Raw genomic sequence first — 12,608 nt, 5'->3', positions numbered from 1 at the left:
CATAGCAATCTGCAGGCGCCTACTCGCGCCGGTCAAGCGCCAGTTCGCGCTCCTGGCGTTCACGCTCCTTATCGAGCAGGCGGGCGCGCATGATCGAAGCGACAACCGCAACGGCCAGCACGCTCACGATCACCAACAGCGAGACGGCGATCGGGATTTTGAAGATGTCGATGAGCAGCATCTTGGTGCCGACAAAAGTCAGAATGACCGACAGCGCCAGCTTCAAGTAGTGGAACTTGCCCACCACACCGGCCAGCACGAAGTACAGCGAGCGCAGACCGAGGATGGCGAACACGTTCGAGGTGTAAACGATAAACGGGTCGGTCGTGACCGCGAAGATGGCCGGGATCGAGTCGACCGCGAAGATAAGATCGGTAGTCTCCACCAGCAGCAGCACCAGAAACAGCGGGGTGGCCACCCACCGACCCGCTCTGCGAATGAAAAAGCGATCTTCGACGTAGTTGTCGCTGACCGGGATCAACCGACGCACCAGCTTGAGCACCGGGTTCTGGGTGATGTCCTTTTCTTCTTTTTCGGGAAAAGCCATCTTGATACCGGTGAACACCAAAAACGCCCCGAAGATGTAGATGATCCAGTGAAACTCCTTCAACAGAGCCGCACCGGCAAAGATCAAAATGCCGCGCATCACCAGCGCCCCCAGCACCCCCCAAAAGAGCACCCGATGCTGATAGATGGCCGGTACGCTGAAGGCCGAAAAGATGAGCACGAACACAAAGATATTGTCGACGCTCAGCGATTTTTCGATCAGGTATCCGGTAAAGAATTCGAGCGCCGGCTCCGGTCCCATCCAAAAATAAAGACCAACGTTGAAAACCATCGCCAGAGCGATCCAGACGCCGCTCCAGGTGAGGGCTTCCTTAAAAGAAACCGCGTGGGATTTGCGGTGAAACACCCCCAGGTCGAGGGCTAGCATCCCCAGCACAAAAGCGTTGAAACCAACCCAGATCCACAAAGAATCCATATTCACCTCCAGCAGTGACCGCAGGTATCGGATCTGACAGGCAGACCCCACGGCAGTTTTCGTCGTGGTGGTCTCGCCAATCGTGCCTCGGCACATGCAATCGACCGGAAGCAAACGCTTCGGGTTGACGACCGACTGCCCCGCAAGCGCGGGCGGCTACTCCCCATCCATCTCTAAGGTATCAAAAGCGCATCGATTGCATTAAATGTTTTGAGCCAGTAGACATCAAAACATTCTATGGTTACCCCAGCTCAAGGGGAGGTATGCCAGGGGGGGGGTAGGGGCGACCACTCCGGAAAAGAACGCTTTGGATGCTTGGTACGGTAGAGCATGTCGGTGACCGGCTTGCCCTCGATAAGGTGTCGGCGGACGACCAGCGGCATTTCCTCCGGCCGCACCCGGTCGTACCAGATCTGCCGGCCGGTGGCGGTCTGCACCACCAGCAGCATCGGACCGTTGCCGCACTGGCTGAGGCATCCGGTGGCCTGCAACTCCACCTGGTCGCTCAACCCGCAGCAGGCCAGTTCGCCTTCGAGCGCGGCGAGCACCGCGGAACTACCGTCGCGACGGCAGGTGCGATTCTGGCAGGCAAAAATCTGGATGGGAACAGGCGACATCGTGCGGCCCTCGCGGCCAGTCCAATGTAACCTCCTGGCACCCTATAGCTTCGGCAAGTAAACGGGCGTTTGGCGCACGAGCTTGCCGTCGCGGTAGAAGAAGTGCTCGCTGCCGATGCGGTAGCGGGCAAAGGTACCGCGCGGCGTGACCACGTATTCGGGATCGCGCAGGTCGCTATCGCGCTCGGGAGGTGTAACCACCTTGGTTTGCGGGGCCACAGCGAGCGGCGCGGGGGGCAATTTCACCGGCTGCAAAAACAAGGTCTGGTAAATCCAGATGGCGACGGCCAGCAAAAAGAAAATCGTCCACTGCGTAAGGTAATGGGTCAGCTTCGCCAGCTTGAGATGCATCATAATTCTCCAGAAGGACAACGACCGAACAGCACCCGTCCCACAAGCAGCGTCGAGGTGGCGCGGGGCAGAAATCTCGGCAGGGCGGCAGGCCAACGACAACTCGCCGTAACGCCCAAAAAATATTATGCTGGTTACATAAGCATCGTAAACGCCCAATTCGTAACCGTCAACCCAATTTTATCACGTTACTTGTGAATGGATGTCCTCTGTTTTGAGCTGATCAACAGCGAGCGGCACGACCACTGCGGCAGCGGGCGCAGCGAGGATCGGCTGAGCGATCCCGACTGGCTGGTGCGCTTTCTCAACCGCTGGGGCCTCGCGGCGGTCGAAGCTCCCGACGGCGGCGAACTGGAGTCGCTGGTACAGTTGAGACATCTGCTGCGGCGGATTGTCGATGCGGTTGCGGCGGGAGAGCCGCCGGCCGCCGCCGACCTCGATGCCCTCAATAGGGTGTTGCAGGCAGCCCCCACCAGCCGCCGGCTCGTCTGTTGCGGTGAGGAGGGCTACCGGCTGCAGTTGACGCCTGTCTGCCAGGATTGGCCCTGGGTCCTTGCCGAAATCGCCGCGTCATTTGCTGAACTGCTAGGCACGGGCAACCTGCGGCGCATCAAGATTTGCGAGAATCCCGATTGTCGCTGGGTCTTCTTCGACGAGAGCAAGTGTTGCGGCAAGCGCTGGTGTGATGACGGTTGCGCCAATTTGATGAAGGTGCGCCGTTTTCGCAAACGTCAGCGCGCCGAACAGACGGGCGCTTAAAACCCCAGATCTTGATTGGCCAGTTCCGCTTCCCGAAACAGCTCCTCATCGCCCATCTCAGCCGGGTCTGGAGAACCGACTTCTTTATAAAATTGCTCGTCGTAGCTGCGGGTGCGCACCACCACCGGCATCGGCACGGCGTAGCCAAGCACAAGGGCCTGCTGCTTCGGGTCGAGTTGGGCGAGCACCGTGCGCAAGGTCTGGCCGCCGGAAACACCGGTGAAGACCGCGTCGATGTCCTTGTCGTCATTCAATAGAGCGGTGATCCGGGTACCCAACTGACTCATCACCTCGTTGTCGATGCCTGAAGGGCGCTGATCGACCACCAGCAGCGTCACGAAGTACTTGCGCATCTCGCGGGCGATCGTGCCGAAAATCGTTTGGCGGGCGGTCTTGGGGTCCAAAAATTTGTGGGCTTCCTCGATGGTGATGATCAGCTGGCGCGGTTTGTCGGTGGGCTTTTTGGTCTGCAAATAGAGTTCGGCCTTGCGCACATAAGCTTCGTGGATGCGGCGGGTGAGGATATTGGCGGCGAGCATGTAGCTGAGGAGCGATCCTTGTGAACCAAACTCGATGACGACGTTCTTGCCCGCCGCCAGATGATCGAGAATTTCGCCAATATAGTTGGCCGGACACACCGGCTTGATATAGCGCAAATCCTGCAACCGGAGCAGCTTGCGCTGCAGGGCAATCGTCGAACCGAAGTGCGCCCCTTTCGATTCGCAAAATTCCTGCAACTCGCCGCCGCTCATCGACAGGAGCGTGCCGATCCAGCCGCGCTGAAACTCGTGGCGGAGGATATTCGCATTCTCGATACTCGCCTCCGAGAGGTTCAGTTCCCCTCGAATGAGCGACAGATCTTCGACTTCAATCTGATCGTAGGAAATAAACAACTCCCGCGCGTCGCGCACGCCGCGCCTGCGGGTGGAATCCGGATCGAGGGTGTACATTTGCACGTGGCCCGGAAACAACTGGCGCAAGCCCTTGACGGTGGAAGCTTCTTTACCCTCCTTGGCTGCTTCCCAGCCGTATTCCGAGTGCATGTCGAAGATCAAATTGACGGCGGCGTTTTTTTTGATCACCCCAGAAAGAATCAGACGGGTCAGAAACGATTTGCCGGTGCCGGATTTGCCGAAGATGCCGTTGGAGCGCTCGACAAAGCGCTCCAGATCGAGACAGACCGGCACGTCCATGTCGAGGGGCATCCCGACGTAAAAGTTTTTCTTGTCGGGGTTTTCCTCGGAGCCGAAGACCATTTGAAAATCGTAGGAAGTCGCCTCGTGCACCTGCGAAAAGTGCGAAGGGATCGTCTTGACCGGCCGCAATTCCGATTGGCCGTTCACAGTCTCGAACATCAGCATCGGCGTGAGTTGCACGGTGCCGAAGGTGCTCGTACCCGAGAGCACCTCGAAAAGAAAATCGTCCTCCGGGGCCGGGGGGTTCATCAGAATCTTGGGGCTCGCGGTGCCCAGGGTAACATCGGTGAGCATCGAGAAAAAGCGCGTCCGCCGCCCGTAGACGACACAGAACTTGCCCACGCGCATCTCTTCGACGGAAACCTCCGGGCTGAGCCGGACTTCGAGCCCTTCGCTGAGCGATCCCTGCACGACAGTGCCGATCGGCTTGGCCGCCCCCGGTTGTGGAAACTGATTGGGAAAGCGTTCCTGCATGGCCACCTGCTCACGTTCCGCTAATTGTAGCGTGCTCGGGCAAATTGGCACTACAGGAAGGGGTTCTAACGCACCAACCCGGCGCGTAGCGCGGTCACCGCCGCCTGGGTGCGGTCGTCGGCGCACAGCTTGCTGAGGATATTGCGCACGTGGGTCTTGACGGTGCCTACAGTGATGTAGAGCTGGTCGGCAATATCCTGATTGGAGCGGCCCTCGACAATCAGCTGCAGCACCTCCAGTTCGCGCTCAGTCAGGGGCGAGGCTTCGAGGATCTGGGTGAACTCGGGTTCGGCAGCATTGATCTGCACAGTACTGGTTCCAGCGGCGGGCTGGCTGCCGATCTGCCCCAGCACCGTGCGGGCGATGGATGGATCGATCCAGGAGTGGCCCTCGCGGGTGGTCTGCAAAGCCGCGAATAGGTCCGCCGAGCCGATGTCCTTCATGCAGTACGAATCGGCCCCGGCGGCAAAGGCGGCAAGCACCGTCTGGTCGTTGTCGCGCAGGGTGAGAATCAGCACCCGCACCTCGGGGTCTTCGGCTTTGAGGCGGCGGGTCACCTCGATACCGTCGATATCCGGCAGGCCAATATCAACGATGGCGATGTCGGGCTTTTCTTTGGAGATGAGCTTCAATCCGTCTTGGCCGTTCGCCGCCTCGCCCACCACCTGCACGCTGTCGTGCTGCTGAAGCGTCATGCGCATTCCGGCGCGGGTGAGGTCGTGATCTTCTACCAGAACTACGCGGATCGCGGACATGTGAGGCCTTGTCTCCGGGTGTATGCGACTCATCATAGAACCGGGCACCAGCAGCGGCCACTTGTCTGAAGAGATATGTCGCCGAGTACAGTTGCGGTTCGCTCAAGGTATGGGGCGCACGTGACCTACGCACCCATCTCCTCCCTCAGTCTGCTCGATCAAGAGACGGATCGACACCCCCAAATGTGCGATATATGCTGCATGTTTCTCATTTGATCCCCTTAGAAAAAGGGGGCAGGGCACCTTGGTTCACAGAAATAATTGAGCAATGGAGGTGCTGAATCCCGGCAGTAGGGGTGAGGTGAGGGTATCGCTTCTGAGGAGAGTGGCGGCGAGTTGGAGCTGGGCGTCTGTGCGGCGATAAATTTCCAGGGTTTTCAGTTGCCAATTGACAATCCAGTACTCCTGAACCCCGTGCAGGGAGTAAAGTTTGAGTTTGACTTCTTTGTCCCGCTGTTCGTTGAGTTCGCCGGGAGAGAGAATTTCGACCATCAGTTCAGGGGCAACGGTTAGATGTCCTGCCCCATCGATGCCGTCGGCGAGGCGCTCTCGGCCAATCCAAACGACATCAGGAATCACTGCATCGGTCGGGGAGAAAATCACTCCTGGCGCCTGGAAAGCGCTCCCCAAACCAGTCACCTCTGACCAGGTTTCCAGGCGAACGTGCAGTTTGCCCGCTGCGGCCTGATGGCGAATATGGGGGGCGCGGGTCACCAACAGTTCTCCATCGATGATTTCGTAGCGTTTCCAACCGCCATCGTCGGGCATGGCACCAAGATCTCGGGTTGTCCAGCGGAGGGGGTTGGGAACCATCGGGATTGCTGTTGTGCTTGGTTCTCAGTGTAGTCGCCAAGGAGGAAGGGTCGGCCCGCACCTGAAAATAGAAGGGCGAACCGTGCCCAGCCCAGGGGTGGGTATGATTAATCTCCTCTTGTAAGTCTTATGCCGCCACTGCAGACGCGGAGCGCGCCGTCATCACCAGGCGGGCAAAATAAAACTTGTCGTCGATGGCCGCCCGCCTGAGGATCTTCCAGCCCAACCGTGTCAGGATCGCCTCGATGTCCTCGCTGCGGTGCTGGTAGGCGCGGGTGGTCTTGTTTGCCCCCGGAAAAAATTCGCCGACTTTTTTGAGGGCAGCAAACAGCAAGGTTTTGGGGGCGTAGGTGAGGATGAGGTGCTCGCCCGCCCGGTTGCTCAGGTGGGCGAGCATTTTCTCCACCTGGTCAAGGGGATAGTGGATGAGTACGTCCAGACAGACGACGGTGTCGTAGCGGCCGTCGATTTGCTCCAGTTCGAGCACTTCGAAGCGGGGATTGTCACTGTCGGGGAGCCGCGACTTTTGCCTGCGGCGCGCTTCGAGGATCATCTTCTCGGAGATGTCGGTGGCGAATACCCGGGCACCGCGCTCGGCCAACGGAAAGCTGAGGCTGCCCAATCCGCAGCCCGCATCGCAGATCGATTGGTCATGCACATCGCCCAGCCATTCGAGTACGCGCTCGCAAGTGCGCTGGTGGCCGACACGGATCGAATGCTGGATGCGGTTGACCGCCTCGTCTCCGTAGATGCGCCGCCAGCGCTCAAAACCGGTGTTGTTGAAATAGTCGCGAACAATCAGCTTGTCATTCATAGAACTTATTTTAAGGGAACCGGCTCGCGCCACCACCAGCGTAGAGGCATGTAGACGATCGGTGCCCACAGGCTGCTGATCAGTGCCGAACCGAGGGCCACCGACTGGTGGTGCGACCAGATTTCAGCCAGGGGCAGCACGCCCATCAGCGAATACTGCACCGCGATGCAGGTCTCGGAGAGCACGGCCATCGCGAAGGTAATTAGGGCCACCGAGATAAAGTCCTCCTGGATGAAGCGCTGCTTTTCGAGGCGGGCGGTGAGCACCGCGGCGAGGGCGAGGCCCAGGGCGTGGGTGGGACGGGCGATGGTCAGGCCGTCTTGCGCCCAGCCCATGGCCAGCCCCGCGATCCCCGCCGGCAGGGGTGCCCGGCGGATACTGAAACAAATTACCCAGATGAGCGGCCAATCGACGCCGATGCCCGCGATCGCCCACCCCGGTACCGGCGCAAACAGCGCCAGCAGCGCGCAGACGGCCGAGACCAGGGTGCCGATCGCGTTAATAGATTGGCGGAGCAGAGAGGGTTGCATCGGCGGGGGCTCCATTGCGATTTTCGGGACTGACGGCGCCTTCGCCCGCGGTGGTACTGGAGGCGGGAGGCGGAGCGGGCGCCTCGGCTGGAACCGACTCGGGAGTGGTCGAAGGGGCGGGCGCTTCGGAGGGACGGGGAACAGCCGGCTTCGGGGTACCGCCCGGTGCGATGTCCGTATCGGGGGTCGAAAGGCGCGGGCTGGCCGCCGGTTTGAGCGGGAAGGTCGGCGGGGTTTGTCCCTCCGGTTCGGGTGCGGGCGAGGGCTTGAGTTTGGGAACGAGCGGTGTGCTTGCGGGCGGCACTGCCGCTTTGGGCTTGGCGATCGTCACTTCGGCGGGGGCGCTGGGGGTGGGGGGTGCCGGTTTTGCGGTCGTTGCCCCGGTGGGCGTACTGGCTGCGGGTTGGGGGGCCGCCGGCTCAGCAATCGGAGGTGGAGGTGGTGGAGGGGGCGGTTCAATCTTGACGGCGGGCTCACCGGGGTAGATCTTGACCCATTCGAGGCGGCCGATCGGGGCAAGAAATGCGATCTTGACGCGGGGTACGGCCTGGTTCTTGTCGAGGCCCACCACCCGGCCCACCGGCAGACCGGCGGGAAAGCGCGAACTGAGGCCGCTGGTAACGATCAGTTCGCCGGGTTTGAGCGGTTGCTGCTCAAAAAATTCGACCGTCGCCTGCTCGCGCCGTCGCCCCTGCAGAATACCCATCAGCCGCGGGCGCACCGCCATCACCCCGACTTGCGAGCCGGGATCCGACAGCAGCAGCACGCGGCTGGTGCGCGCCGAGACCTCGCTGATCTGGCCGACCACCGCGCCGCCGTCGCTGAGCACGGACGAACCCACCTTCACGCCGTCCTCGCCGCCGCGGTTGACGACCATGCCCTGCCACCAGTGATCGGCACTGCGGCCGATCACCTGGGCAGTGATCGTCTTGAGGTCGAGCTTCTCCTCCAGTTCAAGCAGACTGCGCAGTTCCCGGTTTTCGTAGTAGAGCGCCTCCAGGCGTCCCTGCATCTGGCTTGCGCGATCGTCCCGCTTTTGAGCGGGGGTCGGACCGGCGTAGACAAAAGGCGAAGCGGCCAGGCCAAATAGATCCGCGATGAGCGCGCCGCCCGACTGGCGCATCCACCAGCCCAAACCCAAGGCCAGCAGCCCCGCCACCGCGACCAGTCCAAACCGTATCCACCACCGCCTGAGCCGCTCAACCACCGCTGCACCCCTCTATCGATCGCTCAGCCGCTTGATGCTGCCGCCCAGCACCCGCTCCAAACGCTGGAAGTCTTCGAGTACGCGGCCGATGCCAAGGGCCACACAACCGAGCGGATTCTCGGCGACGTGCACCGCTACCCCCGTTTCATCGGAAATCAAATCGTCCAGACCGCGCAGCAGGGCTCCGCCCCCCGCCAGCACGATGCCGCGATCGGCGATGTCGGCGGCCAATTCCGGCGGTGTGCGCTCCAGGGTGCGCTTGACCGCCTCCACAATCGCGCAGAGCGGTTCGTGCATACTTTCGCGGATCTCCGCCGCCCGGACCACCACGGTCCGCGGCAACCCCGACAGCAGATGCAGGCCGCGCACCTCCATTTTGCCGGCCGCCTCATCGCGCTGGGGATAGGCTGTGCCCAACTGCATCTTGATCCCCTCGGCGGTGCGCTCGCCAATTACCAGGTTGTGCACTTTCTTGAGATAGGTGCCGATGGATTCGGTGAGTTCGTCGCCCGCGACGCGCACCGACTCGGAGAGCACCGTGCCTTTGAGGGCGAGGACCGCCACTTCGCTCGTACCGCCACCGATATCGACAATCATCGTGCCGGTCGGTTCGCTCACCGGCAAACCGGCACCGATAGCCGCCGCCACCGGCTCGTCCACAAGGCGCACCTCCCGCGCCCCCGCCCGGATGGCCGCCTCCATCACCGCCCGCCGCTCGATGCTGGTCACCCCGCTTGGAATCCCGATCACAATCAGCGGGGAGACAAGGTACTGCCCATTGTGCACGCGCTGGATAAAGTGCTTAAGCATCATCTCGGTGACGTCGAAGTTGGCTATCACCCCATCGCGCAAAGGCCGGATCGTGACAACGCTGCCGGGGGTGCGCCCGAGCATCTGCCGGGCGGCTTCGCCGAAGGCCAGGGCTTTGCCGGTGCGCTCGTCGAGGGCGACCACACTCGGCTCGAAGAGCACCGTGCCCCGACCGGCGACGTAGATCAGCGTATTGGCTGTACCCAGGTCGATTCCCATGTCTCGGGAAAACCGACTGAAAAGGCCCACGCAACACCCTCACACGGATGACTCGATGGGGATCCTAACACAGAGAAGATTCGCGGTCTGTTCAGGGTTCCGGACGAAAGACGCGCTCGACGACTTCCCCGGATTTGCCTAGCTGTCCAAGGGAGCGGTCGTTGAGGGTAATGAGCACGCCCCCGGCGTTGCCGGCCCGTACGGTAAATTGCTTTTCGGCCTGCCAGTCGCGCTTTGCTCCCACGGGCAATTCGCCTTCGAAGGCCTTGCGGCCGTCGGCGATCACCCGCACCCAGGAGGCCTGGGTCATCGCAAGTTGCATCTGCAATCCCTTAGAAGCGGGGGCGGGCGGGCCGAAAGCACCGGCCCCCTGGGTTGTCGGTTTGGCGGGCGGCTTCTGGGTTTTGCCCTGGGCAGGTTTGGTCGGTGCGGGCTTGGTGGGTTTGACCGCCGAGACCACCTCGGGTTCTTGCGAGCGCTGCAGGTACGAAAATCCTCCGAGGGCCAGGATCACCAGGGCCCCATAGAGCAACCAGGCGTGAAAGGGGCGCAAAGTCGGCTTGCCGAGCGAGGCACTGGCCCGCTCGATGGGGGTACCGGCCGTCACTGCTTCGGCGGCCGCAGCGGCGGGTTGCAGTTCTCTGAGCAGTTCTGTGCCGTCAAGTTCAACTAGGTCGGAGTACTTGCGGATAAAGGCGCGCACGTACACCGGCTCCGGCAGATGGTCAGTCTGGCCGCTTTCGATAGCCAGCAAATAGCGCCTCGGGATGCGCGTACGCTCCGAGACGTCGTCAACCGACCAGCCGCGTTGCTGGCGGCCTCTCGCAAGCAATGAGCCCACCGATTTGAGCGAGTCGGGTTGAAAACTCTCGGTTGTCATAAGTCGAAGGTTCCAGTGGCTTGCAGTAGTCGTTCGATTTGAGAAGCGGATAATAAACGGTGGGCGCCCGGGGGCAGTCCCGCCAGGGCAACAGGGCCGATGGCCGTGCGGTGCAGCCGCTCGACCGGATGCCCCAGAAGCTCGGCCACCTTGCGGATCTGGCGGTTGCGGCCTTCGACCAGGACAACCTCCAGCTCCGTCGCCTCAGCAGCCCGGCTCACGACCGTGACCGCCGCCGGCAACGTCTTTTGGCCCTCAAGCACGACGCCCGCGCGCCAGCGCCCGAGTACTGCCGCCGTCGGTCGGCCACGCACCCAGACTCGATAGGTTTTAGGCAACTGGTGGCGCGGATGGGTAAGCCGGAAGGTGAACTCCCCATCGTTGCTGACAATCAATGCCCCCGAACTGTCGCAATCGAGACGGCCCACCGGGTGCAGACCCTGGCCCGTCCGCCATTCAGCCGGCAACAAATCGAGTACCGTCCGCCGCCCACGCGGATCAAAGCAGGTCGAAAGCCAACCGACCGGCTTGTGCAAAAGGACATAGAGCAACGGCGGCATGCAGTGCAACGGCTGGCCGAACACTTCGATGAGATCAATTTGGGGATCGACCCGAGTGCCCAACCGATCGACGACCGTGCCGTTGACGCACACCTGACCTGAGACGATCAATGCCTCCGCTTTACGGCGGGAGGCGATACCGTGCTCAGCCAGAAGCTTTTGAAGACGGATAGCTGCTCCCATTGCCGCCGCTGTTGAAAAAACCTACCTGGTAACTGTTGGCATCTTCGGGGGGGGTGTGAACCAGGATACATTCAAATTCCCGCGCCAGGTTGTGGACCTCGCGCAGATCCTCCTCCGACCAGATCGTCCAACTGCCGCGCAACTCGTCGCCGACGCGCACCTCGACGCGGTTGCCGATGATGTACATGATCCGCTGGCGCTGGGTAGCCCCGGCCGCCTTCTGCTCGAGCACTCCTTGCGGATCGAGTCCCAACAGCCGCATCGTTACCAGAAGGCGGGGTAGGGCCTCACAAATCTTTTGACGGGCTTTGTCGGGATTGCTGCGCAGCCAGGCAAGCTGCGCCTCCAGCACCTCCTGCTGGAGGTACTTGAGCGCTTCGAGGGGAGACTTGGTCTGGTAGCGCTGGCTCTCCCATATCTTCTCTAGCGCTTCCTGCAGATCCATAGGCTACTGCCAACAACTCTAGAGAACTTCGCTCATCTGCCGTCCTTATCGCCCACAATCATAGCCGTTCGGCTATCGAAAAAGAGTGGGTCGTCCGCAAATTTCCGCTCCCCCCACTGCAACCTTTGTAAATAAGCAGATGAGCCAATCCTCACCAGCACCATTACACTTGAAAAAAAGGACGCGGGTTGTTCTATGGGCAGGATGGGTTGGCTTCTCGGTGGATTATTGGGGCTGGCACTCGCGTGTCCGGCAGTGCGGGCCGAGGTCAACCTCCCGCAGCCGCCGGTGCCGGTGTTGGATATCGCCGAGCAATTGACGCCGCAGCAGCGCCAAGTGCTGGGCCGGCAGCTGACGGCACTGGAGAAAAATTCCGGTTTCAAGGTGCGGGTTTTGACCCAAAAAATCGAGTCGCCCGGCAGGGCGGTGCGCGATTACTGGGGACTCGATGAACGATCGATCCTGGTGGTGCTCAATGTCCTGGAGAACAACCCCCTCGATTTCAACATCGGCATGGCGGTGCGCGAGAAGCTGCCGCGGGTTTTCTGGCAGGAACTGCAGGGCCGCTACGGCAATCTGTTCTACGTCCAGGAGAACGGCCGCAGCAAAGCGCTGATGGAGACGGTCAACGCCATCGACGTGTCGATCCGCCAGGGTGGGCGCGCCTCGGTACCGGGCATTCCGCGCGAGCACTGGCTGTTCACCTTTGTGCTTTCGATTTGCGGCGGTCTGGTGGCCGGTTTTGCCAGCCACGGCCGCGACAGGGGTGGTTACTTCAGCTGGAAGGGCTTTCTGGTGTCCTCACCGATGTGGTTCATTTTGTTCGTGGCCTTCGGCCTCGGCCCGGTGCTCACCCGCACCTCCGATTGGTCGCTGATTGTCCAGAATTTCGGCGGATTTCTGGCGGGGGGGCTGGTGGGCTTTTTGATCCCCTCGCCCAAGCGCGAGCGGCAAGATCCCAACCTCTCGGAAGGTTGATCCGGATCGGTCGCCTGCGGCTTGGGATGCTAGCC

15 protein-coding genes are annotated in these 12,608 nt (G+C 61.4%); 2 read left to right on the top strand and 13 right to left on the bottom strand.

Annotation, left to right across the window (positions count from 1 at the left end; genetic code table 11):
• Positions 1–19: 19 nt before the first annotated feature.
• The 3 genes from GLL_RS22695 to GLL_RS22685 form a co-directional block, all read right to left on the bottom strand.
• A complete protein-coding gene (locus GLL_RS22695; protein ID WP_164929529.1) occupies positions 20–982 on the bottom strand; it encodes a TerC family protein in 963 nt (320 codons plus the stop codon).
• A 251-nt stretch (positions 983–1,233) separates the two neighbouring features.
• Positions 1,234–1,599 (bottom strand): (2Fe-2S) ferredoxin domain-containing protein, encoded by a 366-nt coding sequence (locus GLL_RS22690; RefSeq protein ID WP_011144391.1) that lies wholly within the window; start codon positions 1,597–1,599, stop codon positions 1,234–1,236.
• Between the two features lie 42 nt (positions 1,600–1,641).
• A complete protein-coding gene (locus tag GLL_RS22685) occupies positions 1,642–1,953 on the bottom strand; it encodes a hypothetical protein (RefSeq protein ID WP_011144390.1) in 312 nt (103 codons plus the stop codon).
• A gap of 195 nt (positions 1,954–2,148) precedes the next feature.
• Here GLL_RS22685 and GLL_RS22680 point away from each other — a divergent pair, with 195 nt between their 5' ends.
• Positions 2,149–2,709: a CGNR zinc finger domain-containing protein gene (locus tag GLL_RS22680; RefSeq protein WP_011144389.1), complete on the top strand. Its 561-nt coding sequence runs from the start codon at positions 2,149–2,151 to the stop codon at positions 2,707–2,709.
• Here GLL_RS22680 and GLL_RS22675 read toward each other — a convergent pair.
• The 10 genes from GLL_RS22675 to GLL_RS22630 all read right to left on the bottom strand — a co-directional run bounded on the left by GLL_RS22675 (position 2,706) and on the right by GLL_RS22630 (position 11,595).
• The gene (locus tag GLL_RS22675) at positions 2,706–4,379 is read right to left on the bottom strand and encodes a helicase HerA domain-containing protein (protein WP_011144388.1); all 1,674 of its coding nucleotides are present in this window, start codon (positions 4,377–4,379) and stop codon (positions 2,706–2,708) included. The genes GLL_RS22680 and GLL_RS22675 overlap by 4 nt on opposite strands.
• Before the next feature lie 65 nt (positions 4,380–4,444).
• Positions 4,445–5,134, bottom strand: a complete 690-nt coding sequence (locus tag GLL_RS22670; protein WP_011144387.1) for a response regulator — start codon at positions 5,132–5,134, stop codon at positions 4,445–4,447.
• Between the two features lie 249 nt (positions 5,135–5,383).
• On the bottom strand, positions 5,384–5,947 hold the full coding sequence (locus GLL_RS22665; protein WP_011144386.1) for a Uma2 family endonuclease: 564 nt from the start codon (positions 5,945–5,947) through the stop codon (positions 5,384–5,386).
• A gap of 127 nt (positions 5,948–6,074) precedes the next feature.
• Positions 6,075–6,761 (bottom strand): magnesium protoporphyrin IX methyltransferase, encoded by a 687-nt coding sequence (gene bchM, locus GLL_RS22660; protein ID WP_164929528.1) that lies wholly within the window; start codon positions 6,759–6,761, stop codon positions 6,075–6,077.
• 5 nt (positions 6,762–6,766) lie between these two features.
• Positions 6,767–7,291 carry a rod shape-determining protein MreD gene (mreD, locus tag GLL_RS22655; protein WP_011144384.1) on the bottom strand — a complete coding sequence of 175 codons (525 nt, stop codon included), beginning with the start codon at positions 7,289–7,291 and terminating at the stop codon, positions 6,767–6,769.
• Positions 7,260–8,498 carry a rod shape-determining protein MreC gene (gene mreC / locus GLL_RS22650; RefSeq protein ID WP_011144383.1) on the bottom strand — a complete coding sequence of 413 codons (1,239 nt, stop codon included), beginning with the start codon at positions 8,496–8,498 and terminating at the stop codon, positions 7,260–7,262. Before mreC ends, mreD begins: the two co-directional genes overlap by 32 nt.
• Before the next feature lie 12 nt (positions 8,499–8,510).
• Positions 8,511–9,557: a rod shape-determining protein gene (locus GLL_RS22645; RefSeq protein ID WP_011144382.1), complete on the bottom strand. Its 1,047-nt coding sequence runs from the start codon at positions 9,555–9,557 to the stop codon at positions 8,511–8,513.
• 61 nt (positions 9,558–9,618) lie between these two features.
• The gene (locus GLL_RS22640; protein WP_011144381.1) at positions 9,619–10,407 is read right to left on the bottom strand and encodes a helix-turn-helix domain-containing protein; all 789 of its coding nucleotides are present in this window, start codon (positions 10,405–10,407) and stop codon (positions 9,619–9,621) included.
• A complete protein-coding gene (locus tag GLL_RS22635) occupies positions 10,404–11,150 on the bottom strand; it encodes a pseudouridine synthase (RefSeq protein WP_011144380.1) in 747 nt (248 codons plus the stop codon). The genes GLL_RS22640 and GLL_RS22635 overlap by 4 nt, the downstream gene beginning before the upstream one ends.
• Positions 11,113–11,595 carry a hypothetical protein gene (locus GLL_RS22630; RefSeq protein ID WP_011144379.1) on the bottom strand — a complete coding sequence of 161 codons (483 nt, stop codon included), beginning with the start codon at positions 11,593–11,595 and terminating at the stop codon, positions 11,113–11,115. The genes GLL_RS22635 and GLL_RS22630 overlap by 38 nt, the downstream gene beginning before the upstream one ends.
• Before the next feature lie 195 nt (positions 11,596–11,790).
• Here GLL_RS22630 and GLL_RS22625 point away from each other — a divergent pair, with 195 nt between their 5' ends.
• The gene (locus GLL_RS22625) at positions 11,791–12,573 is read left to right on the top strand and encodes a TPM domain-containing protein (RefSeq protein WP_011144378.1); all 783 of its coding nucleotides are present in this window, start codon (positions 11,791–11,793) and stop codon (positions 12,571–12,573) included.
• Positions 12,574–12,608 lie beyond the last annotated feature (35 nt).

The organism is Gloeobacter violaceus PCC 7421, assembly GCF_000011385.1.
GTDB classification, from domain to species: Bacteria; Cyanobacteriota; Cyanobacteriia; order Gloeobacterales; family Gloeobacteraceae; genus Gloeobacter; species Gloeobacter violaceus.
The sequence above is the reverse complement of the archived record's forward strand: the minus strand, read 5'-3'. Positions and strand labels throughout refer to the sequence as shown.